The organism is Aquabacterium fontiphilum (assembly GCF_009909205.1).
Classification (GTDB): Bacteria; Pseudomonadota; Gammaproteobacteria; order Burkholderiales; family Burkholderiaceae_C; genus Aquabacterium; species Aquabacterium fontiphilum.
The window spans coordinates 215,920-241,101 of record NZ_JAAAPN010000006.1 but is presented as its reverse complement, the minus strand read 5'-3'; the positions used below and the strand labels follow the sequence as shown (position 1 = coordinate 241,101).

The window sequence follows — 25,182 nt, the reverse complement described above, 5'->3', positions numbered from 1 at the left end:
GCGAGCCGGCATGCACCACCTCCGCAACCTCACCGTGCTGATCCTGGGTCTGGGCGACTCCGGGCTGGCCATGGCGCGCTGGTGCGCCCGGTGTGGCGCGACCGTGCGCGTGACCGACACCCGTAGCGCGCCGCCCCAGGCGGCCACGCTGACCCGCGAGGTGCCGCACGCCACGCTGCATCACGGCCTGGCTCCTGCATTGCTTGACGGTGTGCAACTGGTGCTCAAGAGCCCGGGCCTGGCGCCGAACGCCACGGACATGGCGGCCCTGCTGGCCGAGGCCGATGCCCGCGGCATCGCTGTACGCGGAGAACTGTCGTTGTTTGCGTCCGCACTGGCCGATCTGAAAGCGGACATGGGCTATGCCCCGAAGGTGCTGGCCATCACCGGCACCAACGGCAAGACCACGACGACCTCGCTGACGGCGCGGCTGGTCGAGCGCGCGGGGCTGCGCGTGGCCATGGCGGGCAACATCGGGCCGACGCTGCTGGACACGCTGGCCACGGCGCTGGACGCCGAGCCGCCGCAGGATGCCCCCTTGACCCCGAGCAACGGTGCGCCGGATGCGGCGGCCGTGAGCGAGCCAGCAGCAGACCTGCCGGAGGATTGGGCCGAAGCGCGTGCCGGAGACGGCGACGACCAGCCCGATGCCGACGAGGCGCTGCCCGAGGCGGTGAGCGCGCCGCTGACAACCGACGACGCCGACGCGCCGCCTGTGGTGTTGACACCGCCTCCGCCGGCTGCACCCACTTTCAGCGTGTTGCCCGAGGTGTGGGTGCTGGAGTTGTCGAGCTTCCAGCTCGACGGTGTGAGCAACTTCGAGCCGGATGCGGCCGTGGTGCTCAACCTCTCGCAGGACCACCTCGACTGGCACGGCACCATGGCGGCGTATGCCGAGGCCAAGTCGCGCATCTATGGCCGACACGACACCATCATGGTGATCAACCGCGACGAGCCCCTGGTCGAGGCCATGGTGCCACCGCCACAGGTGATCAAATCGGGCGTGCGCGGTCGTGCTGCGCGCACCGTGCATCGCCGCGTGGTGCGCTTCGGGCTGGATGCCCCCCGTGCACCGGGCGATTTCGGTCTGGTGACCGAATCGGGCATGGCTTGGCTCGTGCGCGCGCTGGAGGCTGACCCCACGGTCAAGCGCCGCAAGGACGAGGAAGAAGAGATCATCCTGCAGCGCCTGATGCCGGCGGATGCGCTGCGCATCCGCGGCCGCCACAATGCGTCGAACGCCCTGGCGGCACTGGCGCTGGCAACAGCCATCGGCTGTCCGCTGGCGCCCATGCTGCATGGCCTGCGTGAGTACCGCGGCGAGCCCCACCGCGTCGAGCTGGTGGCCACGGTTGCTGGCGTCGACGCCATCGACGACAGCAAGGGCACGAACGTGGGCGCCACCGTGGCTGCGCTGGCCGGCCTGGGCGCCGATCTGTCGCCTGGCAAGCTGGTGGTCATTCTGGGCGGTGATGGCAAAGGCCAGGACTTCGCGCCGCTGGCCGAGCCGCTGGCCCGCCATGCCCGCGCCGTGGCGCTGATCGGGCAGGATGCCCCTGCGATCGAGGCGGTGGTGCAGCCACTGCGGCGTTCGGACGGCGAAGCGCTGCTGCACGCCCGCTTCAGCTCCCTGCCCGAGGCCACCCGCTGGTGCTTCGAGCAGGCCCATGCTGGCGATGCGGTGCTGCTAAGCCCGGCTTGCGCCAGCCTCGACATGTTCCGCAACTACGCGCATCGCGCCGAGGTCTTTGTCGAGACCGTGCAGGCCATTGCCGCTGACCGGGGAGAGGTGGCATGAGCGCCGAACAGGCCCGCACCCCCGCCTGGCGCCACTGGCTGGCCAGCGTGCGCATGCCCTGGCGGCGTGACCCCGATGCCGCCGCGGCGCTGCCCGTGCGTGACTACGTCAACGTGACCTCGTCGCAGCCCACCCGCATCATGGGCTTCGACCAGACCCTCGTCTGGGTGGTGCTGGGCCTGATCGCCATGGGCCTGGTCATGGTCTATTCCGCCACCATCGCCCTGCCGGACAATCCGCGCTTTGCGAAGTACGCGCCGACGCACTTCGTGGTCCGCCATGCCATGGCCATCGTGATTGCGTTGGCCGCCGCCGCCGTGGTGACTCAGGTCCCCATGGCCACCTGGGAGCGCATCGCAGGCTGGACCTTCCTCTTCTCGATCGTGCTGCTGGTGCTCGTGCTGATTCCCATGATTGGCAAGGAGGTCTACGGTGCGCGCCGCTGGATCCCGTTGGGCGTGATGAACTTTCAGCCCTCTGAGCTGGCCAAGCTGGGCATCGTGCTGTATGCCTCCGACTACATGGTCCGCAAGATGGACGTCAAGGAGCATTTCTTCCGCGCCGTGGCGCCGATGGCAGTGGCGGTGGGCCTGGTCGGCGTGCTCCTGCTGGCCGAGCCCGACATGGGGGCTTTCATGGTGATCGCGGTGATCGCGATGGCCATCTTGTTCCTGGGCGGCGTGAACGGGCGCATGTTCTTCCTGATCACCGCGGTGTTGTTGGGTGCCTTCGTCACCATGATCACGGCCAGCCCATGGCGCCGCGAGCGCATCTTTGCCTACCTCGACCCGTGGAGCGAAGAGAACGCCCTGGGCAAGGCCTATCAGTTGACGCACTCCCTCATCGCCTTCGGTCGCGGCGAGATCTTTGGCGAAGGCCTGGGCGCCAGCGTCGAGAAACTGCACTACCTGCCCGAGGCCCATACCGACTTCCTGCTGGCGGTGATCGGCGAAGAGCTGGGCTTCATCGGCGTGGCCGCCGTGGTCATCGCCTTCTTCTGGCTGGTGGTGCGCCTGTTCAACATCGGCCGTCAGGCCATCGCGCTCGACCGCGTGTTCTCCGGGCTGGTGGCCCAGGGCGTGGCCGTGTGGATGGCCGGCCAGTCCTTCATCAACATGGGCGTGAACCTGGGCGTGTTGCCCACCAAAGGCCTGACCCTGCCGCTGATGAGCTTCGGCGGCTCGGGCATCTTGCTCAACTGCATCGCCCTGGCCATCTGCCTGCGCGTGGACATTGAAAACAGGCAGTTGATGCGCGGAGGGCGCGCATGAGCCGCCACCTCGTGATCATGGCTGCGGGCACCGGCGGGCACATCATGCCCGGCCTGGCTGTCGCCGATGAGATGAAGCGCCGTGGCTGGACGGTCAGCTGGCTGGGCACGGCCACGGGCATGGAAAACCGGCTGGTGCCGCCCACCGGCATCCCCATGGACACCATTGCCTTCAACGGTCTGCGGGGCAAGGGCCTCAAGGACACCGTCTTTGGCGGTGTGCGCCTGCTCAAGGCCTTTGCCGATTGCTACGGCATCCTCAAGCGTCGCCAGGCCAATGCGGTGCTGGGCATGGGCGGCTATGTGTGCTTCCCGGGCGGCGTGATGAGCGCCGCGCGCGGCCTGCCGCTGGTCATGGTCAACGCCGACGCCGCGATGCTGCTCAGCAACCGCGCCTTGCTGCCCATCACCGACGTGCTGGCCTGCGGCTTTGACGGCCCCGCAGCCCAGCACAAGGTCGCCCGCGTGACCGGCAACCCCGTGCGGGCCGAGATCGAGGCCATTGCGCAACCCGATGCCCGTTTTGCCGGCCGCGAAGGCCCGCTGCGCATCATGGTGGTGGGCGGCAGTCTGGGTGCCCGTGCGCTCAATGAGCTGATTCCTCAGGCGCTGGCGCGCATCCCCACGGATCAGCGCCCGCGCATCACCCACCAGACCGGTATGGCCAACCTCGAGTCGGTCAAGGCCGATTACGCCAAGGCTGGTCTGAACGCCAGCAGCGACGTCGAGCTGCTGCCCTTCATCAACAACATGGCCCAGCGACTGGCCGATTGCGATGTGATCCTGTGCCGCGCGGGGGCCATCACCGTGAGCGAGCTGTGCGCGGCCGGCGTGGCCAGTCTGCTCGTGCCGTTGGTGGTGTCGACCACCGCGCACCAGCGCGACAACGCGCAGTACATGGCCCAGCACGGCGCCGCGCTCCACCTGCCCCAAAGCGAACTGAGCGCCGAACGTCTGGCCGCTACGCTGCAGGGCCTGAGCCGCCCGCAACTGCTCGCCATGGCCCAAAAGGCCCGCGCGCTCGCCCGTCCGCAATCTGCCGCAGCCGTGGCCGACGCGCTGGAACAACTCGTGAACCGCAACCTCAAGAAGGCGTCCACATGAAGCACGCCGTCAAACACATCCATTTCGTAGGCATCGGCGGCGCCGGCATGAGCGGCATCGCCGAGATCCTGCACAACCTGGGCTACACCGTGTCGGGCTCCGACCAGGCCGACGGCGCCACGGCGCGGCGTCTGGCCTCGCTGGGCATCACGGTGCACATCGGCCACGATGCCGCCCACATTGAGGGCGCCGAAGCCGTGGTGGTCTCCACCGCAGTCAAGGGCGACAATCCCGAGGTCATCGCGGCGCGTGCGCGTCGCGTGCCCGTGGTGCCCCGCGCCGTGATGCTGGCCGAGCTGATGCGCCTGCGCCGCGGCATCGCGATCGCCGGCACCCACGGCAAGACCACGACCACCTCGCTGGTGACCTGCATTCTGGCCGAAGCCGGTGTCGACCCGACCTTCGTGATCGGTGGCAAGCTCAACAGCGCCGGGGCCAATTCGGCTCTGGGCAAGGGCGAGTACATCGTGGTCGAGGCCGATGAATCGGACGCCTCCTTCCTGAACCTGTTGCCCATTCTGGCTGTCGTCACCAACATCGACGCCGACCACATGGACACCTACGGCCACGACTTCGCGCGGCTCAAGCAGGCCTTTGTGGACTTTCTGCACCGCATGCCGTTCTACGGCGCGGCCATCCTGTGCATCGACGATCCAGGCGTGCGCAGCATCGTGCCGCTGATCTCGCGTCCGGTGGTCACTTATGGCTTCGGTGAAGACGCGCAGGTGCGTGCGGTCGACATCGAGGCGCTGCCGGGCGGGCAGATGCGCTTCACCGTGCAGCGCCGCAATGGCGCCGTGATGCCTGACATGCAGGTGACGCTGAACCAGCCAGGGCGCCACAACGTGCTCAACGCACTGGCCGCCATCGCGGTGGCCACCGAGATCGAGCTGCCGGACGAGCCCATCATCGCGGCGCTGGCAGCGTTCACCGGCGTGGGGCGTCGATTTCAGCGCTACGGCGACCACCCCACGGCCGACGGTGGCCGCGTGACGCTGATCGACGACTACGGCCATCATCCGGTCGAGATGGCGGCCGTGATCAGCGCCGCGCGCGGCGCTTTCCCCGGACAGCGCATCGTGCTGGCCTTCCAACCCCACCGCTATACCCGCACGCGCGACTGCTTCGAAGATTTTGTCAAGGTCATGGGCACGGCCGATGCGGTGCTGCTGACCGAGGTGTATGCCGCGGGCGAGGCGCCCATCGTGGCGGCGGATGGCCGCGCCCTGACCCGCGCCCTGCGCGTACAGGGCAAGGTGGAGCCGGTGTTTGTGGACGACGTCAACGATTTGCCGCAAGCCATCGCAGACAACGCACGCGGTGGCGATGTGGTGATCTGCATGGGCGCCGGCTCGATCGGCGCTGTGGCGGGCAAGACCGCCGATTTGTTGAAGGGAGCGGGCACATGAGCCGCATCCAGTTGCACCCCCCCGTGGTGAACCCGGCCTCCCTGGGCAAGGTCGCCGTGCTGTTCGGCGGCTCGTCGGCCGAGCGCGATGTGTCCATCATGTCAGGCACCGGTGTGCTCCAGGCCTTGCAGTCCCAGGGCGTCGACGCCTTCGCCTTCGATCCGGCGCAGCGTCCGTTGCAGGAACTGCAGACAGAAGGCGTTGATCGCTGCTTCATCGCGCTGCATGGCCGGGGCGGAGAAGATGGCACCGTGCAGGGTGCACTTGAGCTGTTGAAGATCCCTTACACCGGCTCGGGTGTCATGGCCTCGTCGATTGCGATGGACAAGGTCATGACCAAGCGCATTTGGCGATTTGAGGGGCTGCCCACGCCGGACTGGCGCCTGGTCGCCAGCGCGGCAGAGTGCGAGCAGGCGCTGGTGGCGCTGGGGGCGCCCATGATCGTCAAGCCGGCGCGCGAGGGGTCGTCCATCGGCCTGACCAAGGTGACCGATGCCGCGCAGTGTGCAGCAGCCTATGCCGCGGCCGCCCAGCACGACCCCGAAGTGTTGTGCGAGCAGTTCATCGAAGGCGAGGAAACCACCTGCCCGGTGCTGATTGTCGATGGCGAGGCGCAGGCCTTGCCGGTGATCCGCATCGTCGCCCCCGGTGGCAACTACGACTACCAGAACAAGTACTTCACCGATGTCGTGCAGTACCTGTGTCCGAGCGGCCTGAATGCCGACGAAGAAACCGAGATCCAGCGTCTGGTCGTGCGGGCCTTCCGCACGCTGGGCTGCCGCGGCTGGGCCCGGGCCGACGTGATGATCCGCAAGAGCGACCGCCAACCCTTCCTGCTTGAGATCAACACCTCGCCGGGCATGACCGGTCACTCCCTGGTGCCCATGTCAGCCAAGGTGGCTGGCTTGAGCTATGAACAACTGTGCGTGCAGTTGCTGGCCTCGGCCAGCCTGGACGCGTTGCAACGCTGACTGGAACGACGCCCGCCATGCTGGCCGCTGCCGCCCTCCACGCACCCGTCGCGCACGACGTGCCCCAGGACATCCGCTGGATGAACCTGGCCACGGTCGCGCTCGCGCTGGTGGCGGCAGCCATGGTGCTGACCTGGGGCGCCGTGTCGATGGCGCGCCTGCCTTACTTCGATCTGCGTCACATCGAGATCGAGGGCGATTTTCAGCGCCACAACCTGATGACGGTGCGCGCCAACGCGGTGCCGCGGCTGCAGGGCGGCTACTTCAGTGTGAACTTGGCCGATGCGCGCGCGGCCTTCGAGGCGCTGCCCTGGGTGCGCAAGGCGGTGGTCCGGCGGGTATGGCCCGACACCCTGCGTGTGCGCCTGGAAGAGCACAAGCCCGTGGCCTATTGGCACCACGATGCACGCGACGATGAGCTGGTGAACTCCTTTGGTGAGGTGTTCGAAGCCAACCTGGGCGATGTGGAAGACGAAGGCTTGCCGACGTTGCATGCGCCATCGCAGGCCGGTGGCCCCCAGGCAGGATCGGCCCAGGCGGCCTGGATGCTGGACATGCTGCGCCGTCTCGTGCCTGTGTTGGCGCCGCTGGGCGAGGTACGCACGCTGCGCCTGAATGACCGCGGCGGCTGGACGGCCTGGCTGGACAACGAGGCTCGTCTGGAGCTGGGCCGTGGCGCCGCTGACGACGTCGTGGCACGAACCGAGCGCTTCGTACGCAGCTACCCCATGCTGGCGCGGACGTACGCCGCCCCGCTGCTGTACGCCGATCTGCGCTATCCGGAAGGCTACGCCATCAAGCTGCAGGGGCTGCACACCATGCCTGAGCCCACGCCTGGACAGCCCCGCCGGCCCTGGCGTCCTGCGCCCTCTGTTCAACCTTCTGCTCCTTCAACCCGTTAACCCTCACACACCATGGCCAAGGAATACAAGGATCTGGTCGTCGGGCTGGACATCGGCACCGCCAAAGTGATGGCGGTCGTGGCCGAGGTCTTGCCCGGTGGTGACCTGCGTCTCGCCGGTCTCGGCGTGGCGCCCAGTCACGGCCTCAAGCGAGGCGTGGTGGTCAACATCGATGCCACCGTGCAGTCCATCCAGCAGGCGCTGAAAGAAGCCGAGCTCATGGCCGACTGCAAGATCAGCCGCGTGTGGACCGGCATCACCGGCAGCCACATCCGTGGCCAGAACAGCACGGGCATGGTCATCGTGCGAGACAAGGAGGTCTCGCCCATCGACGTGCAGCGTGTGGTGGAAACCGCCAAGGCCATCAACATCCCCAATGACCAACGCCTCTTGCTGGTTGAGCCGCAGGAGTTCATCATTGACGGTCATGAAGTCAAAGAGCCCATCGGCATGAGTGGCGGCCGCCTGGAGGTCAAGGTCCACATCGTGACCGGTGCGCAAAGCGCCGCCGAGAACATCGTCAAGTGCGTCCGCCGCTGCGGTCTCGAGGTCGAGCAGCTCATTCTCAACCCCAGCGCTTCCAGCGCCGCCGTGCTGACCGACGACGAGAAGTCGCTCGGCGTGGCCCTGGTCGACATTGGCGCCGGCACGACCGACGTGTCCATCTTCACCGACGGCTCGGTGCGCCACACGGCGGTCATCCCGATCGCTGGGGACCTGATCACCAGCGACATTGCGATGGCGCTGCGCACGCCCACCAAGGACGCCGAAGACATCAAGGTCGACCACGGCGTGGCCAAGCAGCTGCTGGCCGATCCGAACGAACACGTCGAGGTGCCCGGACTGGGCGACCGCGCACCGCGCATGCTCTCACGACAGGCGCTGGCCGGCGTGATCGAGCCGCGCGTGGAAGAAATCTTCTCGCTGGTTCACCAGGTGATCCGCGAGTCCGGTTACGAGGAGTTGCTGTCGTCGGGCATCGTCCTGACGGGTGGTTCGGCCGTCATGCCTGGCATGGTGGAGCTGGCCGAAGACATCTTCCTCAAGCCCGTGCGCAAGGGGACGCCCTTGTACTCGGGCCCGCTGTACGACATGGTGGCCAGCCCGCGCTCGGCCACCGTCATGGGCTTGCTCGAAGAGGCAAGACTCGCGCGCACGCGCGGGATCAAGGCGGCGCAACAGGCCGGGTCGGTGCAGACCCTGTTTGGACGCGTACGCGACTGGTTCGTTGGCAATTTCTGAGACCACACACGTTTTTGACTGGCAACTGCTTGAGAAAAGAGAGGCACGACATGGCAATCGAGATGATCGAAAACTTCGACATGGGCACGCAGATCAAGGTGATCGGCGTCGGTGGCGGCGGCGGCAACGCGGTCGAGCACATGATTCAGCAGGGGGTGCAGGGCGTGCAGTTCATCTGCGCGAACACCGACTCGCAGGCGCTGAACCGCTCGAGCGCCGAAATGCACCTGCAGCTGGGTAACTCCGGCCTGGGCGCCGGGGCCAAGCCTGAGGCCGGCCGTGCGGCAGCCGAAGAGGCCATTGACGAAATCCGCAACTCGCTGGATGGCGCGCACATGGTGTTCATCACCGCCGGCATGGGTGGCGGCACCGGCACGGGTGCAGCACCGGTGATCGCGCGCGTGGCCAAGGAGATGGGCATCCTGACAGTGGGCGTCGTGACCAAGCCCTTCGAGTTCGAAGGCAACCGTCGCCTCAAGCAGGCTGATCAGGGCTTGGCCGAGCTGGAGGCCAATGTCGACTCGCTGATCGTCGTGCTCAACGAGAAGCTGCTCGAAGTGCTGGGCGATGACATCACCCAGGAAGAGGCCTTTGCCAAGGCCAACGACGTGCTGAAGAACGCCGTGGGCGGCATCTCGGACATCATCCACATCCCCGGCCTGGTGAACGTCGACTTCGAAGACGTCAAGACCGTGATGAGCGAGCCGGGCAAGGCCATGATGGGCACGGCCACCGCCACCGGCCCGGACCGTGCCACCAAGGCCGCCGAGGCCGCCGTGGCCTGTCCGCTGCTGGAGGGCATTGATCTGTCGGGTGCGCGTGGCGTGCTGGTGCTGATCGCGGCCGGCAAGGCCAACTTCAAGCTGAGTGAATCGCGCAACGCGATGAACACCATCCGTCGCTATGCCGCCGAAGACGCCCACGTGATCTACGGCACCGCCTACGACGAAAGCCTGGGCGACGCGCTGCGTGTGACGGTGATCGCCACCGGCCTGAGCGGTGCCCGTCGCCAGCAGGCACCGATGACCGTGGTGCACAGCGCCCCGCAGGTCTTTGCCCGCACCGGCACCGACAACATCCCCGTGCTGAACGAGCCGGTGGGCCATGCTGCCCCGATGGGCATGGGTCGCGCCATGGGCGGCAACGACTTCAGCGGCCTGAACACCCCGAGCGTCTGGCGCTCGGGCCGCACACAGGCTGCAGCCAAGGTCGACGCCCTGGCCAGCAATGGCATGGACGAGATCGAGATCCCGGCCTTCCTGCGCAAGCAAGCCGACTGATCGCCTGCCTCGTTCTTTTTTCGTTGCCTGTTTGATCCCCCCGCCCTGCGTGGGTGGGGGGCTTTTGCCTTATCGAACCGACCTCCCGGCTGGTTGACAGATACATCCCGGATGACATGGTGGCTGGACTGCGCTAGGGTCCGACCATGAATCGGCCATGCGCATCGGGCGGCGCCAAGCGCGCGTCAACTCATTTGCTTCAGCGAGTCGTCATCGTCATGACGGCGCTGCTGTTTTCTGCCTGCAGTCTGTTGCAGACGCTTTACGAGCAGGCACCCCGCTACCTGCAGTGGCGGACCAACGTGGCCCACCATTTCACTGCTTCCCAGTACGACATGGCCAAGACGGCCATCGGACGGTGGTTTGCCCAGCATCGACGTGAGCAGATGCCCCGAGTGGCCGAACTGCTGGCCCAAGCGGCCGTCGATGTGCGGGGTGAAGTCAGCCCTGCACTGGCCTGCGAGCGCCGCGACGCCTATCTCGTGCTGGCCAGGCAAGGCGTGGCCTGGGCCGCGCCGCTGGCCGCTTCCGTGATGGTGCACCTCGGGCCAACTCAGCAGCGGCGGGTGCAAGTCTTCTTCGCCGAGATCAACGACGAGTTCCGTGAAAGCTACGTGGCCGAGGCGCCCGATGAGCAGGCCCGTCTGGCAGTGGCCTTCATGGAGAAATGGGGCTCGTGGATCTATGGGGACTTCACCGCCGCTCAGCGCGAGCGCCTTGCGCAGGACGTGCAGACCTTGCCGTTCAGCGCGCGCACGGTTCTGTCCGAGTTCGAACGTTTTCAGGTGGGGTATGTCGCCTTGCTGTCAGAGACGCGAGCGCGCGGGCTGACGACCGCCGAGGTGAGCCATCGCCTGCAGGCGCTGGTGCTGGATGGCATCGACCCGCAGGAGCCCACGCGCAAGGCGCAGATGAGCCGGTGGGTGCAGGCCGGCTGCGGGTTTGCGTCGCGCTTCCAGGCTCAGACCACACCCGCGCAGCGTGAACGCGCGGCCAGCCGGCTGTCACGCTGGCAAGCTGATGTGCAGGAGATCGCGCGTCGACGGTGAGCCGACGCGCGTTGACGGCGTTACTTCAGTTCTGCCGACGACTTGCCCAGCAACCGCCGCGCGATGATCAGCAACTGGATCTGCTGCGTGCCTTCGAAGATGTCGAGGATCTTGGCATCGCGGGCCCATTTCTCCAGCAGCGACACCTCGCTGTAGCCCACGGCGCCCGCCAGCTCCACGCATTTGAGCGCGATGTCCACACAGGTGCGGCCAGCCTTGGCCTTGGCCATCGAGGCCTCCAGCGAATTGGGGCGGCCGTTGTCGGCCATCCAGGCGGCCTGCAGGGTCAGCAGGCGTGCGGCCTCGTAGTCGGCGCGCAGGCGCACCAGCTCGGCCTCCGCGTGGGGCTGGCGGTGCAGGGGGCGGTCGGCGTCCAGTGTCAGGCCCGCCTCGGCCATCAGCGGCGTGATCTCGTCCAGGCAGGCTTTGGCCAGCCCCACGGCCATGGCGGCCACCAGCGGGCGGGTGTTGTCGAAGGTCTGCATGACCCCGGCAAAGCTCTTTTCGGCCTGGATCTCGGGGTCGCCCAGCAGGTTGGCCTTGGGCACGCGGCAGTCTTTCAGGATGAAGGCCGCCGTGTCGCTGGCGCGGATGCCCAGCTTGTGCTCCAGACGGGCCAGCTCGAAGCCGGGCGTGCCTTTCTCGACCACGAAGGACTTGATGGCGGCACGGCCCAGGCTCTTGTCCAGCGTGGCCCAGACCACGACCAGATCGGCCCGGTCGCCCGAGGTCACGTAGATCTTCTCGCCATTGAGCACGTAGTGGTCGCCGTCCAGGCGGGCGGTGGTGCGGATGGCGGCCGAGTCGGAACCGCAGCCCGGCTCGGTGATGGCCATGGCCGCCCAGCGGCCCTTGAAGCGCGCCAGCTGTTCTTCGTTGGCCACCGAGGCGATCGCTGCGTTGCCCAGGCCCTGGCCAGGCATGGCCAGCAGCAGGCCGACGTCGCCCCAGCACAGCTCCATGATGCTCAGGCAGGTCGACAGGTTGCTGCCGTTGGTGTTCTCGTCGGGGTTGCGCGGTGCGGTGCGGCGCACGCCGGTGGCGCCGGCGCCCATTTCGCCCATGGCATCGTTCATGCCATTGATGGCGGCGGCCAGCATGTCGAGTTCAACCGGCCGCTCATGTTCGGCGCGGTCGTACTGGCGGGAGATGGGGCGCAGCACCTGGCGGGCCACTTCACGGGCCTGGTTGACCAGCGGCGCAAAGCGCTTGGGGGTGTCGAGGTGGATCATGATCGGGTGTCCTGAATGGGTGGATGAGCGGGGGAGGTATGGCTGGGGCTCACAGCAGCATCCCGCCCTCCATCACGGCCAAGGCACGCAGGTCGCGGTACCAGCGCTCGGCCGGGTGTTCCTTCACGAAGCCGTGGCCGCCCAGCAGCTGCACGCCATCGCTGCCAATGGCCATGCCTTTGTCGATGCACTGGCGGCGTGCCAGGGTGATGGCCTCGGCCACGGCCGGGTCGTCGGCGCCCAAGGTGTCGGCCAGCTCGGCCGCGCGCCAGGTCAGCAGGCGCATGCCCTGAAGCTCAATGGCGACGTTGGACACCGCGAACGCCACCGACTGACGGTGGCTGATGGGCTCGCCAAAGGCCACGCGTTCGTTCACATACGGGATGAGGTAGTCGAGCACGGCCTGGGCGCAGCCGATGCTCAGCGCGCACCAGCCCAGGCGAGCGAGCTGGATGCATTCGCGGTAAGCGCTCGGCTGGTCGGCGCCCAGCAGGGCATGGGCCGGCACGGCCACGTCATTGAGCTTGAGACGGCCGGTGGCGGCGGCCCGCAGGCCCATGGCCGGCTCGGCCGCGCTGCTCAGGCCGGCGGTGCCGGCCTCGACCACGAACAGGCGTGGGCCCTGGCCTTCCAGATCGGCAGCCACGATGAACAGCTCGGCACGGTCCACCCCGGGCACCAGGCTCTTCTCCCCCTGCAGCACGTAGCCACCACCCGGCGCGGGACGGGCCACGGTGCGCAGCGCAAACGGATCAAACAGCGGTGTGGGCTCGACGATGGCCAGGGCGGCCGGTGGAGGCTGTTCGCCTGCGAAGGCGCCCAGGTAGGTGGCCTGCTGCTGGGCGCTGCCCCAGCGCAGCAGGCTCAGGCTCACGGCCGCTGGTGCCAGGCAGGCCCAGGCCATGGCCAGGTCGCCATGGGCCAGTTGCTCGGCGATCAGCACCTGCGTCATCACCGCGTACGACGAGCCCGAGCCGCCCAGCTCATCGGGCACCGCCAATGAGGCCACACCCAGCTCGGCAAAGGCCTGGGCCAGGGCAGCGGGCATCGCGCTGTCGGCATCCGCCTGTTGCGCGGCCGGGCGCAGCTGTTCGTCAGCGAACACGCGCATGGCCTCCATCATCATGGTCTGCTCGTCATCGGGGCGCAGGTCGAACAAATCGGTGGCGGCCTTGCGCTGCGGACGCTGTGCGCTGCCCATGCTCTGCACCAGCTTGAAGCCGCGACTGGCAGTGGCGATGGACTTGAAGCCCAGCTTGGTGCCTTCGTAGATCAGGCGCTCGGTGGGGCTGCGCAGCCCAGCCTTGTCCAGCTGTGGCGATGCGGCGACCTTGCGCAGGGTGCGCAAGCCCATGCGGACGATGTTGCTCATGGATGTCTCCTCGTGTGGGGGTATGGCGCGGCGCGCCTCATTCGAAACGGAACTGACCGGCCCGGATGGCCTGCAGATGGCTGGGCGTCAAGGGGGTGTAGCCTTCAGGCGTCAGCACCCACAGGGCCTCACTCACCTGAGCGGGGTCAAAGCCCTCGCGCTTGAGCTCGACCTTGCGGTGCTTGAATGTGGCCGTGACCTCGTGCGCATCGCGCAGGCGCAGGAACAGCGGGATGGCGTAGCGGGGTAGGGCCTCGCGCAAGCCGGTCATCAGTGCGGGCCCGTCGATGGTGTTCACCCCTTCGGCGAGTTGGATGGCAGCCATGCCCGCGCGGCCGTCGGCACCAGGGACCTGCACGCCGTAGACCACGGCCTCCTGGATGCCCGCCTGCTGGCACAGCGCAGCCTCGACCTCGGTGGTGGCCACGTTCTCGCCCTTCCAGCGGAAGGTGTCGCCCACGCGGTCGATGAACTGGATGTGGCCAAAGCCCTGGTCGCGCACCAGATCACCGGTGTTGAACCAGGCGTCTCCGGCCTTGAACACGTTGCGGAAGACCTTGGCTTCCGTGGCCTTGGCATCCGTGTAGCCATCCAGCGGGGCGCGGTCGGTGATCTCGGTGATCAGCAGCCCGACGCCGCCCTTGTCAACTTTGCGCATCAGGCCGTCACCCGGGTCGCGCATGGGCTGCTCGGTGCCCACATCGAAGCCCACGATGGCGAACGACAGCGGGCACATGCCGGCACTGCCGCTCATGTTCAGCGCATTGACAAAGGCCAGGTTGCACTCGCTGGCCGCGTAGAACTCGGCAATGTGCTGGATGGCGAAGCGCTGCTGGAACGCCTCCCAGATGTCGGGTCGCAGGCCGTTGCCGATGATGGCGCGCACGCCATGCTGGGCATCATCGGGTTTGGGCGGCTGGTTGAGCAGGTAACGGCACAGCTCGCCGATGTAGGTGAAAGCCGTGGCGCGATGGCGTCGGACGTCGGTCCAGAAGCCGGACGCGCTGAACTTTCGGGCCAGGGCCAGGCAGGCACCCGAGCCCACGGCGGCGCCCCACGACACCGTCAGCGCGTTGTTGTGGTACAGGGGCAGGGCGCAATACAGCACGTCGTCGGCCCTCAGGCGCAGGCCGAGCACGCCCAGGCCATACATGCAGCGGTGCCAGCGGTAGTGGGACATCACCGAGGCCTTGGGCATGCCCGTCGTACCCGATGTGAAGATGTGAAAACACGGCTGCTTGAGCAGGATCTGGCCGGTTTCGGGCAGATTGGCTTCGGGCGCGCCATGCAGCAAGGCCCGCATGTCCAGTCCGCCCTCCGGCACCGGGCCATCGCCGTCCCACCACCAGGTCGGCGTGTAACCGGGCGAGTGGCCCTCGTCCAGTGAACGGACGGCAGCCTCGCATTCCACACCAGCGATCACGATGCGCGGACCGGTGATGCGCAGGCTGTGCGCCAGTGACTCGCCCCGCAGGTTGTGGTTGAGCAGTGTGGTGATGGCGCCGAGCTTGACGATGCCCAGCGTGTAGGCGAGCAGTTCGGCGCGGTTCTCCATCAGCAGCCCGACGGCATCGCCGGGCTTCACGCCCGCTTCTTTCAGGCGGTGAGCGACCCGGTTGGCCCAGGCGTTGAGTTCGGCGTACGTCCAGCTGCGGTCTTCGAAGCGCAGGGCGGCTGCTTGAGGCTGACGGGCGGTGCGGCGCTCGAAGGTCAGGCCGATCGAGCCTGTGTGGTGAGGTCTGGTGAGCGCCAGCTTCAGGATGCCTGGCACCAGGATGGGCAGGTCGGGGGCGGTGCGCAGTGCGGCTGATAGCCAGCGGCCCAGGCCGATGGTGGCGGGCGTGGCAGCACGGTCGGGAGCGAGGGTGGTGGTGTTCACGGGTGGGGTCGACGGCATGGGTGGAACGGCAGTCCGCGATGATCGGGACACCCATGCTGCGCGAGGAGGATCGGCGGCGCCATCCCCGGGGAAACACTGATAACGAGGGGGCGAGCCCGCGACAGTTTGCCAGGGTCGGCGCTCAGCGGGAGCGGCGCTGCATGCGCAGCAAGCGTGCGGTGGCCACCAACCCGATCGCCAGCAGGCCGAGCCCCGCCTCCGGGCCGGCACGCTGCCACCACGTGTCCGGTCGGCCGGCACCCAGCCAACTGGCCAGCCCCAGCAGCACGGCAGCGACGCATGCCATCGTCACCCACGCCAGCCATGCACGAGCCGGAGGCAGAGAGCGGGAGGGGCGAGGCGGGGGCAGGGGCATGGGGCGGGGACACAGAGAGGCCTTTCATCGTGCCACCGTGTCGCGGGACTGACCATTCCCCCGCCGGGGAGGCGCCACTAGTACACCTGGGGAGGTCAGCGCGGTGTGATGAGCGTGCGCAGCAAGCTCAGCAGTGCGTCGTCCCGCAGGGGCTTGCGAGCCAGCACCACCTCCTCGGCCGCACAGCGGGCGGGCAGGCCCGCGTCCAGGTCGCCGGTCAGCAGGCCCGCGGGCAAGGCGCGGCCGAACTCGTGCCGCAAACGCGCGATGACCGCCAGCCCATCGTCCGGCCCTGCCAGGCGGTGGTCGCACAGCGCCACGTGCGGCATGCGACCCAGCGCGGCCACGGCCTCGACCGCCTCTTCGCACGTGGCGCCGGCCGCCACGGCCCAGCCAGCCAGGGGCAACAGCCGGGCGAGTGCGTCGCGAACGTCGGGGTCGTCTTCGACAATCACCACGATGGGCGGTGCATCCGGTGTCGGCCCGCCCGCTGAGTCAGTCAGCGAGCCCCACGCGGGCCCAGGGGCCGGCTTGGGGGGCGGACACGCCGGCAGCCACAGCGCGAAGCAACTGCCCCGGCCGGGGCGAGAACGCACGTCGATGCGGTAGCCGCCCGCCTCGGCCATACGGCGCACCACTGCCAGGCCCAGGCCCAGCCCTTCGCTGCGCAGCCGCTGCGCGTTGTGCCCCTGGACGTGGTCGTCGAAGATGCGGGCCCGCCAGTCGCGCGCGATCCCGGGCCCGGTGTCCCATACCTGGAGCACGACATGCGGCCCACGGCGCCGGGCGCGCAGCAGGACGCCGCCCTGGGCGGTGTAGCGCAGCGCGTTGTCCAGCAGGTTGCGCAGGCTGCGCTGCAGGTAGACCGGGTCGGCCATGCACCCCATGCCGGCGGCGGGCAGGCATTGCCAGCGCAAGCCCTTGGCCTCGCACAGAGGCGCCATTTCGTCACTCAATGCCGACAGCACGGCGTCCACCGACAGGGCTTGCGGGCGCGGTGGCTGCTTGCCGGCGTCCAGCCGGGCGATGTCGAACAGTTGGTCGAAGACGAAACGCAGGCCATCGATGGCCGACTGCATGCGCTGCGCGGTGGCCTGCAGGGTGGGTGCGTCGGCCGTGCGCGCCATCACGCCAGACAGCAGCGTCAGGCTGTGCAGCGGCTGTCGCAGGTCATGGCTGGCCGCAGCCAGAAAGGCGCTCTTGTGCTGGTTGGCTTGCTGGGCTGCGTCGCGCGCCTGGCTGAGCTGGGCCATTTCGTGCTCCAGCGAACGCACCAGGGCCTGGTTGCGCCGACGCAGCCGCTCGCCCTCGAACAGCCGCTGCTCGACCAGCCGGCCCACGAACAGACAGGTCAGCATCGAGGCGGCCAGGATCAGTGCAATCGTGCCGTGGCCCGCGCCATCACTCCACCACAGGCGCGCCTGCATGGTCAGCAGAATGGGTACGCTGGCCACGGCGGCCACGCCAGTGTCGTGCGTGCTGAAGAACATGGCCGTGTAAGTGAACACCAGCAAGCCGGTGAGGATCAGCAGATGCCACTGCTCATCCAGCGCGCCCCACAGGGCCGCAGCCAGTAGCGCCCAGCCCAGGCTTTGGGCCAGCTCGCGCAACAGGGTGCGCCGCCGCCATCTGCTGTAGCTGGCTTCATCGAGCGTGACGCGTCGCAGGCGCGCGGGGGCTCGCACCGCCCAGGCCCACGAGGCCAGCAGCAAGGCCACCGGCCCGAGCCAGGCCCACCACTTGAGCCCGCTGCCGAGGATGACGGGGCTCAGGGCCAGCAGCGCCAGCAGCTGGCCGGGCACCGTCCACACATCGAGCCGCCAGTGCTCGCGCAGCTGCTCGATGTAGATGGCGCGGTCGTCGGGCGGCAGGCCGGACAGCGACAGGCGCAGCAGCTGCATCTCAGTGGCTGCCGCTGCGGGCGTGCATCAGCACCAGCTGCATGCGGTTGGCGGCGCCGTGGGCCTGCAGGATGGCACTGACGTGGAGCTTGACCGTCTCGGCACTGATGCCCAGTGCCTCGGCGATCATGGGGTTGGTCGCGCCGGTCAGCAGGTGGCCGAGCACCTGCTGTTGCCGTGGGGTCAATGTCACTTGGGGCGGCGTGGCCGGACCGGCTGCGACGCCCGCGCTCAGAAACAGCTCACGCGGAAAGTACAGGCCGCCAGCGGCAATCACGGTCAGCGCGTGCTCGAACGCCGCCAGGCTGCCCTGTTTGGGCACGAAAGCGCTCGCGCCCTCGCGCAGGCAGGCCATGGCCAGATCCAGGTCATTGTGGGCCGAGACGATGGCCACGTGAGCCTGGGGCAGCCACTGACGCAGCGTCTGCAGGGTGGCCAGGCCCTGGCTGTCGGGCAGTGACAGATCGAGCACCACGGTGGCGGGCATCAGACCGGTGTCCAGGCAGGCCCGGGCCTCCTGCAGGCTGCCGGCCTGGTGCACGGTTGCATGCGGCGCCGCACGCCGCAGCACGCTGACCACGCCCTCGCGCACAAGCGCGTGATCGTCGACCACCAGCACCACCGGCGGGGGCAAGGGCGCCTGGCTCATGCGTCCTCACGCAGGGCCGGCTGGGCCGCGGCCAGGGCCACCGTCAAGGCAGCCACGCGCGCCTGGTGGATGCGCTCGCCAATGCGCGGCCCCTGCAGCCCCTGGGCCAGTGCCTCGGCCGAGACGCGGGCGGTGTCGACGGCCAGCGCTGCAGCCAGCGCCTGACGCAGCCGCTCGGCCTGCGGATAGGGCTGCGCCTGCAGCCCGAGCCGACCTCTGGCGTCGCACTCGCAGGCCTGCAGCACCTGCTCGAAGCGGGCGGGTTTGCGGATGGCGTCGCAGCGCTCCAGCAGGCGCAGGGTGGCAGCGGCCGACAGGCCCGCGCTGGCATGCACATGGCCGTGTTCGCGCGCCACCACCTCGGCCAGCTCGCGGCACTCGGTGGGCACGCGCAGGCGCTCGCCGATGCGCTGCAGCAGCTTGACGCTGCGACCCTCGTGACCCAGGTGGCGAGGCAGCACATCCGCCGGGGTGGTGCCCTTGCCCAGGTCGTGGCCCAGACAGGCATAGCGCACGGGCAATGCCGCGCCCAGCTGCGCGCTCATGTCGATCACCATCATCACGTGCACCCCGGTGTCGACCTCGGGGTGGTATTCAGGCCGTTGCGGCACGCCCCACAGGGCATCCAGTTCTGGCAACAGGCGAGCCAGCGCGCCACAGGACCGCAAAACCTCGAACATTCGCGAAGGCCGCTCGGCCATCAGCCCGCGCGCCAACTCCTGCCACACGCGCTCGGCCACCAGGTGGTCGACCTCGCCGTCGTCCACCATCGCGCGCATCAGCGCCAGCGTGTCATCGGCCACCTGGAAATCCGGAAAGCGCGCGGCAAAGCGCGCCAGGCGAAGGATGCGCACCGGGTCTTCCGCAAAGGCGGGCGAGACATGGCGCAACACGCGCGCGCGCAGGTCGGCCTGGCCATTGAACGGGTCGATCACCGTGCCGTCCGGGGTCTCGGCCATGGCATTGATGGTCAGGTCGCGGCGCAGCAAGTCGTCTTCGAGCGACACCTCGGGCGAGGCCTGTACGACAAAGCCCTTGTAGCCGCGGCCCTGCTTGCGCTCGGTGCGCGCCAGCGCGTACTCCTCGCCGGTATCGGGGTGCAGAAAGACGGGGAAATCCTTGCCCACCGGGCGGAAGCCCCGCTCGGCCATGTCCTGGGGGGTGGCGCCCACCACCACCCAATCGCGGTCACCAATCGGGCATCCAAGCAGCCGGTCTCGCACGGCGCCGCCCACCAGATAGATTTGCATGCCGCGCAGTGTAGGCCTTGCGCTGGTGCGGCGCGATACCGGCTGTGGGCGCCAGCGCGCCGTTCAGGGCCCGGCGTGGTGCGGCCTGCACCGCTGCGGGGCAGACATCGCCGGGTTTGACTGGCATGGCTCATGCATGGATCTGTGCCAAGTGCCACACTTCCAGGAGCCTCTCATGCGCCACCATGCCCTCGCCCTTGCCACCGCCATTGCACTCAGTTGCACCGGTGTCGCCCATGCCGCCGATCCGGTCGCAGGCAGCTTTGCCTCGTCGATCGCCCAGAAGATCAGCTTTGACATCGACTTCTTCGGCACCCTCACTGGGGCGGTATCGGCGGCGGCCACACCGCTGTCAGGCTTCAAGATCTCGTCGGTCACCGTCAATGGTGTGCTGCTCAGTGACCTCATTCCTGGCGACAGCTACTTTGCCGAATTCACCTTTGATGTGGCGCCCGGCACCATGACGATCGACATCAAGGGCACGTCGATCAAGGGTGGCATGTACACCGGCGCGTTTGCCGTGACCCCGGTGCCCGAGCCCGCCACCGTGGGCATGGCCCTGGCTGGTCTGGCCCTGGTGGGCGGCGTGGCGGCGGTGCGTCGCCGCCGCGGCTGACCCTCCGGGGTTGATGCGGGCGGCTGAATACAGGCGACTGATCAGCCGCCGCTGGCGCTCTGCTGGCTTGCCAAGGCCGCCAGCGCCACATATTCGTCCACCGGCACCTCTTCGGCGCGGCGCTGCAGATCGAAGTGGGTCTCCAGTCCGCGCTGGCTCAACCACACGCCCAGCGTGTGGCGCAGCAGTTTGCGCCGCTGCGAGAAGGCCGAAGCCACCAGGGCCTCCAGCACGGCCGGGTTGAGCGCAGCGGGCGTGCGCCAGGGCACCATGCGCACCACGGCCGAGTCCACGCGCGGCGGCGGATCGAAGGCCTCGGGTGGCACATCGACCACATTCTCCATGTCGTAACGCCATTGCAGCATCACGCTGAGGCGACCGTAGTCACCCGTCGACGGACTGGCGACCATGCGGTCGACCACTTCCTTCTGCAGCATGAAGTGCTGGTCAGTCACCTGGTCGGCCCACGGCAGCAGGTGAAACAGGATGGGGCTGGAGATGTTGTAGGGCAGGTTGCCGATCACGCGCAGCCGCTGACCCAGGCGGGTCGCCAGCGCGCCAAAGTCGACCTTCAGCACGTCCGATTCGACCACGTCCAGCTCGGCGCGCTTGCGCAAGCGCGCGGCCAGGTCCCGGTCGAGCTCGATCACCGTGAGCCGGTTGCTGAGTGCGACCACCGGGTTGGTAAGTGCGCCGAGCCCGGGGCCGATCTCGACCAGGGCTTCACCCGGGCGCGGGGCAATGGCTCGCACGATGGCATCAATGATGCCGGGGTCGCTCAGGAAGTGCTGCCCGAAGCGCTTGCGGGCGATGTGGCCGCCGCCACCGGCCACAGCGCGTGGCCGGCCGCCCCTTGGCGCGTCACGGCTCATCGCGCACTTCCACCCACGCGGCCTGGCGCAACTCGCGCGCCCACTCCTCGTAAGCCGCCTCGAAACCACGCTCGCGCAGCACTGCACGGGCGGCCTCACGGCGCTGGGCATCACTGAGCTGCACCTCGCGGCGCTCGATCAGCTGGATCAGGTGCACGCCAAAGCGGGTGACCACCGGCTGAGAAATCTCGCCGGGCTGCAGCGTGATCAGCGCCTTCTCGAACTCGGGCACGTACTGCCCAGGCGAGGCCCAGCCCAGGTCACCGCCGCGCGGGCCGCTGCCGTCTTCTGAATGCTGGCGCGCCATCTGCGCGAAGCTGGCCTGGCCTTCCAGGATCTTCTTGCGGATGTCCTGCATCTTGGCCACCAGCACGCGGTTGCTGGTCTGCGGCGTGGGGCGCAGCAGGATGTGGCGGGCACGCTGCTGGGTGTAGCTGGCCTGGGCGACGTTCTCGCGTTCGACCAGCTTGATCACGTGAAAGCCAGCGTTCGAGCGCACGACCTGCGAGACATCGCCGACGCGCAGGCCGCGCACGGCCGACACGAACAGTTCGGGCAGGCGGCTGGTTGGCCGCAGACCGAATGCGCCGCCGCTGTCATGGGTGTCGCGGTCGTCCGAGTACTCGCGCACGAGTTGCGTGAAGTTGACCCCCTGGGCCGCACGGTCACGGATCTGTTCTGCGCGCTGTTGCAGTTGACGCACCTGGGCTTCGCTGCTGTTGTCGGGCACGCGCACCAGGATGTGGGCCAGGTTGAGGTTGCTTTCGGCCTGGGCGGCAGGATCCTCGCGAAGGAAGGTGTCCACATCGGCTTCGCTGATCTGGATGCGCGGCATGACCTCGCGCTCCCGCAGGCGCTGCAGCAGAATCTGCTCGCGCAGGCTGCTGCGGTAGCGGTCAAAGTCCAGCCCGTCGGCCTGCATGCGCTGGCGCAGGTCGGTGAGCGTCAGCTGGTTCTGGGCGGCGATGTTCTCAATGGCCAGATCCACCTCGCTGTCGGGGATGCTCAGGCCGATGGTGCGGGCGTGCGAGATCTGCGCCTTCTCGTCGATCAGGGCCTCCAGCACCTGCCGGCGCAGCTCGGCCGGGTCGGGCAGCCGGCTCCGGTCCTGTGCGGCTTCTTCAATGCGGGCGACGCGTTTGTCGACGTCGGTGTGCGTGATCACCTCCTGATTGACCACGGCGACGATGTAGTCCGACGTGGTGCGCACGCCCTCGATCTTGAGTTCGGTGCTGAGGTTGCGTGCACCCGGAATCCGCGGCGAGACGGACAACGCGTCGTTGCGACGAGTCTGGGCCAGCAAGGGCGCGCACTGTGCCAGCGCCAGACCCAGGCACATCGCCTGGGTGAGTCGGCGAAGGCGGAGGGGCCGTGTCGTGGGCAAGGCGTTCATGCGGTTGGGCAGGTCAGTCATCAGGGTCATACAGGGGCGAGGGGCCGGTGGGCACCACTTCGCCTTCTTCGCGCAGCAGGCGGTAGCCAGGGATATTGTCCTTCAAGGTGCGCAGCGGGTTGGCGCCCAGGCTCAGACGAGACAGGCCCACCAGTTCCAGCTGGAACATCAGCCGCACGGTGGCTTCGTTCTGGCCGATGGCCACGCGTTCCGCCACAAACCGCCCGATCCAGCACCCGGCATCGTATTCCAGGCCCATCAGCGCGTTGATGAAGCGGCTTTCACGGGTGCTGTAGGCCAGCCGGCCCACGCTGTACCAGGCGCCGCCGCAGCTGCCCGGCGCCCGCATGCCGCTGCCCTCGACAGCCAGCGGGGACTGAGCGATCAGCTGACTGGCGGTGGCCGTGCGGGGGCGGCCGGCGATCGGCCACTGCCAGCCCAGTTCCACCTGCGAGCTGCCGCCCCGTGTATAGCGGTAGACGGTGCTGACCGTGCGCCAGTCACCCGGCGTGTAGCGCACGCCGAGCGTGCCCTGCTCAGAGCGGCCCTCTTCGGTGTTGTACTGCAGCGTGCTGTCCAGATACCAGTGCGGGATGACCGTGGTCGAGCCCAGCAGCATCAGGTCGGAGAATCGACTGGTGATGGGGCCACTGCCGTTGGGGTTGATGCGCTGATCCGACAGCAGCAGCTTCTGCACAATGCCCACGCGCAACGCCTCGGCGCCGGTGCGGTCATCCAGCAGGCGCGAGGTCACGCCCAGCGTCACCTGGTTGGCATCCGAGATGCGGTCCACGCCGGTGAAGCCGTTTTCGCTGTAGATCGCGTACTGGTTGAAGTCGCGCGGCGCCGTGTCGAACATCGGCAGGTTCGACTGGTCCTTGTAGGGTGTGCGCACGTACAGCAGGCGCGGCTCCAGCGTCTGCACCAGATCGCGTCCGAACAGCTGAACCGGCCGATCCAGCGTGAAGCCGCTGTCGAGTGAGAAGGTTGGCAGCGTGCGGGTGGCGCTGCGCGGGCCGGTGTTCAGGCCACCACGGTCCAGGTCATACGACGTGCTTTGCAGCATCAGCTTGGGCTGCACATACACGCCGTGGAAGTCGAAGCGGCGTTCGACCTGTCCGATGGCGTGCACGCGGTTGCCGCTCACCCAGCTGCGGTCCGGGTGGGCGAAGCGGTTGAATTCGCCTTGCAGCGACCAGACCAGGCCGTTGTCGGATGTGCCACGGCTGCGCACACCCAGTTGGGGCTCGCGGCGGTAGGGCTCGCCCACGCGGCTCTCAGGGGGGGCACTGGTGTCCAGGTCGCGCAGCGTCTGCCAAGTCTGCAGCTGGGCGTACAGCTCGGTCTGGCTGTTGCCCAGGCCCCAGTTGCGCTCGTTGAGCGTGCGGTTCACGCGCACGTGGCTGTCCAGCAGCCGCGGCGTCTTCGACGAGATGGTCTGGCCGAAGTCCTTCCAATAGTCGTCATCCGACACCCGCAGCCATTGGATCGTGTAACGGGTGGGCGACAGCGAGCTGGCAGAGCCGGCCTGGCCTTCGTGCCGCAGATCCACCTGACCGCGGTTGCGCCCTGCGACGCGGTCGTCGGGCAGGCCGAACACACGCACCTCGCCCTTGTCCTGCGGTGCCAGATAGCGGTACTCGGCATCCAGCCCCAGGCCACGCCGGGTGGCCAGCGTGGGCGCGAGGGTGGCGTCGCGCTCGGGAGCGATGTTCCAGTAGTAAGGCGCCGACAGCTCCAGGCCGCTCTTGCTGTCGAACGTGAAACTGGGTGGCAGCCAGCCCGACTTCCGCTGATCATTGAGGGGAAAGGTCAGTGAGGGCGCCGCAAGGATCGGTATGCCTTGAAACTCGATCACGGCGCCCTCTGCACGCCCCTCATTGGCGGCGAAGTCCAGATCAATCCGATCGGTGCGCAGCGCCCACGCTGGCGTGCCCATGTCGCCACTGGCGGTGTTCTCCGGTGTGCAACTGGTGTAGCTCGTGTTGGTCGCACTCAGCCGGTCCTCGCCCTGGAAGGTGATGCGCTCGGCCGATCCGCCTGCCTGGGTCCGAGACAGCCAGTAGCGGGGCGCCTCGAAGCTGCCTTCCAGCGTGTCGAGCTTGAGACTCATCGACGGGCCGGTGAAGATGCTGCCCTGGCGGATGATGCGCACATTGCCGCGCGCTCGAGCCGTGTTGTCAGCCTGGGTGTGTTCCAGCTCATCGGCGCGGACGGTGAGATCGCTTTGGCGCAGGCGCACGCGGCCCTTGGCTGTGGTTCGGATGCCGGCCTCACCGCCGAGTTCGTCGGCCTCGAACAGCAAGGGAGCCTTGGGATCCCGCACCCCCGGCAGCGTGGGCGGGAAGCTCAGGACCTGTGCCGCCGCCGCTGTGCCAGGTGCGGGGGGGGGCGCGGCGGTCTGGGCGTGAACTCCCTCCACCATGGGCCAGACCAGGGCGGCGAGGGCGACGGCCTGAGCGATCGGGGTCCAGCGGCCGGGTGGTGCGGCTGTGTCGGGTCGGGTGCGGGGGGCAGTCAAGGTGTGGCGGGCCAGCAAGCGGCGCAATCACAAATTCAGGGGCCCGCTGCACGGACGGGCGTCCCAGGGCCGGCCTGCGCCAGCCGACCGTGCCTA

20 protein-coding genes are annotated in these 25,182 nt (G+C 68.2%); 10 read left to right on the top strand and 10 right to left on the bottom strand.

The window, feature by feature from the left end:
* Window positions 1-10: 10 nt before the first annotated feature.
* The 9 genes from murD (at window position 11) to GTZ97_RS09210 (ending at window position 11,025) form a co-directional block, all read left to right on the top strand.
* Window positions 11-1,798 (top strand): UDP-N-acetylmuramoyl-L-alanine--D-glutamate ligase, encoded by a 1,788-nt coding sequence (murD, locus tag GTZ97_RS09250; RefSeq protein ID WP_161650293.1) that lies wholly within the window; start codon window positions 11-13, stop codon window positions 1,796-1,798.
* A 53-nt stretch (window positions 1,799-1,851) separates the two neighbouring features.
* Window positions 1,852-3,069 (top strand): putative lipid II flippase FtsW, encoded by a 1,218-nt coding sequence (gene ftsW / locus GTZ97_RS09245; protein ID WP_407926738.1) that lies wholly within the window; start codon window positions 1,852-1,854, stop codon window positions 3,067-3,069.
* Window positions 3,066-4,172, top strand: coding sequence for an undecaprenyldiphospho-muramoylpentapeptide beta-N-acetylglucosaminyltransferase (gene murG / locus GTZ97_RS09240; RefSeq protein WP_161650291.1), 1,107 nt, complete (start codon window positions 3,066-3,068; stop codon window positions 4,170-4,172). The genes ftsW and murG overlap by 4 nt, the downstream gene beginning before the upstream one ends.
* A complete protein-coding gene (gene murC / locus GTZ97_RS09235; protein ID WP_161650290.1) occupies window positions 4,169-5,581 on the top strand; it encodes a UDP-N-acetylmuramate--L-alanine ligase in 1,413 nt (470 codons plus the stop codon). Before murG ends, murC begins: the two co-directional genes overlap by 4 nt.
* On the top strand, window positions 5,578-6,552 hold the full coding sequence (locus GTZ97_RS09230; protein WP_161650289.1) for a D-alanine--D-alanine ligase: 975 nt from the start codon (window positions 5,578-5,580) through the stop codon (window positions 6,550-6,552). The genes murC and GTZ97_RS09230 overlap by 4 nt, the downstream gene beginning before the upstream one ends.
* 17 nt (window positions 6,553-6,569) lie before the next feature.
* A complete protein-coding gene (locus GTZ97_RS09225) occupies window positions 6,570-7,454 on the top strand; it encodes a cell division protein FtsQ/DivIB (protein WP_161650288.1) in 885 nt (294 codons plus the stop codon).
* A 12-nt stretch (window positions 7,455-7,466) separates the two neighbouring features.
* Window positions 7,467-8,696 carry a cell division protein FtsA gene (ftsA, locus tag GTZ97_RS09220; RefSeq protein WP_161650287.1) on the top strand — a complete coding sequence of 410 codons (1,230 nt, stop codon included), beginning with the start codon at window positions 7,467-7,469 and terminating at the stop codon, window positions 8,694-8,696.
* A 50-nt stretch (window positions 8,697-8,746) separates the two neighbouring features.
* Window positions 8,747-9,976, top strand: coding sequence for a cell division protein FtsZ (gene ftsZ / locus GTZ97_RS09215; RefSeq protein WP_161650286.1), 1,230 nt, complete (start codon window positions 8,747-8,749; stop codon window positions 9,974-9,976).
* Window positions 9,977-10,194: 218 nt separating this feature from the next.
* The gene (locus tag GTZ97_RS09210) at window positions 10,195-11,025 is read left to right on the top strand and encodes a hypothetical protein (protein ID WP_161650285.1); all 831 of its coding nucleotides are present in this window, start codon (window positions 10,195-10,197) and stop codon (window positions 11,023-11,025) included.
* A gap of 20 nt (window positions 11,026-11,045) precedes the next feature.
* Here the strand turns inward: GTZ97_RS09210 and GTZ97_RS09205 are convergent, their stop codons facing one another.
* The 7 genes from GTZ97_RS09205 to GTZ97_RS09175 form a co-directional block, all read right to left on the bottom strand.
* The gene (locus GTZ97_RS09205; protein WP_161650284.1) at window positions 11,046-12,257 is read right to left on the bottom strand and encodes an acyl-CoA dehydrogenase family protein; all 1,212 of its coding nucleotides are present in this window, start codon (window positions 12,255-12,257) and stop codon (window positions 11,046-11,048) included.
* Window positions 12,258-12,306: 49 nt separating this feature from the next.
* Entirely contained in the window at window positions 12,307-13,629 is a 1,323-nt protein-coding gene (locus tag GTZ97_RS09200) for an acyl-CoA dehydrogenase family protein (protein ID WP_161650283.1), read from the bottom strand.
* Window positions 13,630-13,666: 37 nt separating this feature from the next.
* The gene (locus GTZ97_RS09195; RefSeq protein WP_201748224.1) at window positions 13,667-15,508 is read right to left on the bottom strand and encodes a long-chain-acyl-CoA synthetase; all 1,842 of its coding nucleotides are present in this window, start codon (window positions 15,506-15,508) and stop codon (window positions 13,667-13,669) included.
* 142 nt (window positions 15,509-15,650) lie between these two features.
* On the bottom strand, window positions 15,651-15,815 hold the full coding sequence (locus GTZ97_RS09190) for a hypothetical protein (protein ID WP_161650281.1): 165 nt from the start codon (window positions 15,813-15,815) through the stop codon (window positions 15,651-15,653).
* A gap of 164 nt (window positions 15,816-15,979) precedes the next feature.
* Entirely contained in the window at window positions 15,980-17,785 is a 1,806-nt protein-coding gene (locus GTZ97_RS09185) for an ATP-binding protein (RefSeq protein WP_161650280.1), read from the bottom strand.
* Window position 17,786: 1 nt separating this feature from the next.
* Window positions 17,787-18,434: a response regulator transcription factor gene (locus tag GTZ97_RS09180; RefSeq protein WP_161650279.1), complete on the bottom strand. Its 648-nt coding sequence runs from the start codon at window positions 18,432-18,434 to the stop codon at window positions 17,787-17,789.
* Window positions 18,431-19,684, bottom strand: coding sequence for a multifunctional CCA addition/repair protein (locus tag GTZ97_RS09175; RefSeq protein ID WP_161650278.1), 1,254 nt, complete (start codon window positions 19,682-19,684; stop codon window positions 18,431-18,433). Before GTZ97_RS09175 ends, GTZ97_RS09180 begins: the two co-directional genes overlap by 4 nt.
* Before the next feature lie 175 nt (window positions 19,685-19,859).
* Here GTZ97_RS09175 and GTZ97_RS09170 point away from each other — a divergent pair, with 175 nt between their 5' ends.
* Window positions 19,860-20,300, top strand: coding sequence for an FxDxF family PEP-CTERM protein (locus GTZ97_RS09170; RefSeq protein ID WP_161650277.1), 441 nt, complete (start codon window positions 19,860-19,862; stop codon window positions 20,298-20,300).
* A 41-nt stretch (window positions 20,301-20,341) separates the two neighbouring features.
* Here the strand turns inward: GTZ97_RS09170 and rsmA are convergent, their stop codons facing one another.
* From rsmA to GTZ97_RS09155, 3 genes are read right to left on the bottom strand one after another with little or no spacing between them, the layout of a single operon-like run.
* On the bottom strand, window positions 20,342-21,172 hold the full coding sequence (rsmA, locus tag GTZ97_RS09165; protein ID WP_161650276.1) for a 16S rRNA (adenine(1518)-N(6)/adenine(1519)-N(6))-dimethyltransferase RsmA: 831 nt from the start codon (window positions 21,170-21,172) through the stop codon (window positions 20,342-20,344).
* Window positions 21,162-22,586: a peptidylprolyl isomerase gene (locus GTZ97_RS09160; protein ID WP_161650275.1), complete on the bottom strand. Its 1,425-nt coding sequence runs from the start codon at window positions 22,584-22,586 to the stop codon at window positions 21,162-21,164. Before GTZ97_RS09160 ends, rsmA begins: the two co-directional genes overlap by 11 nt.
* Entirely contained in the window at window positions 22,579-25,113 is a 2,535-nt protein-coding gene (locus tag GTZ97_RS09155; protein ID WP_161650274.1) for an LPS-assembly protein LptD, read from the bottom strand. Before GTZ97_RS09155 ends, GTZ97_RS09160 begins: the two co-directional genes overlap by 8 nt.
* Window positions 25,114-25,182 lie beyond the last annotated feature (69 nt).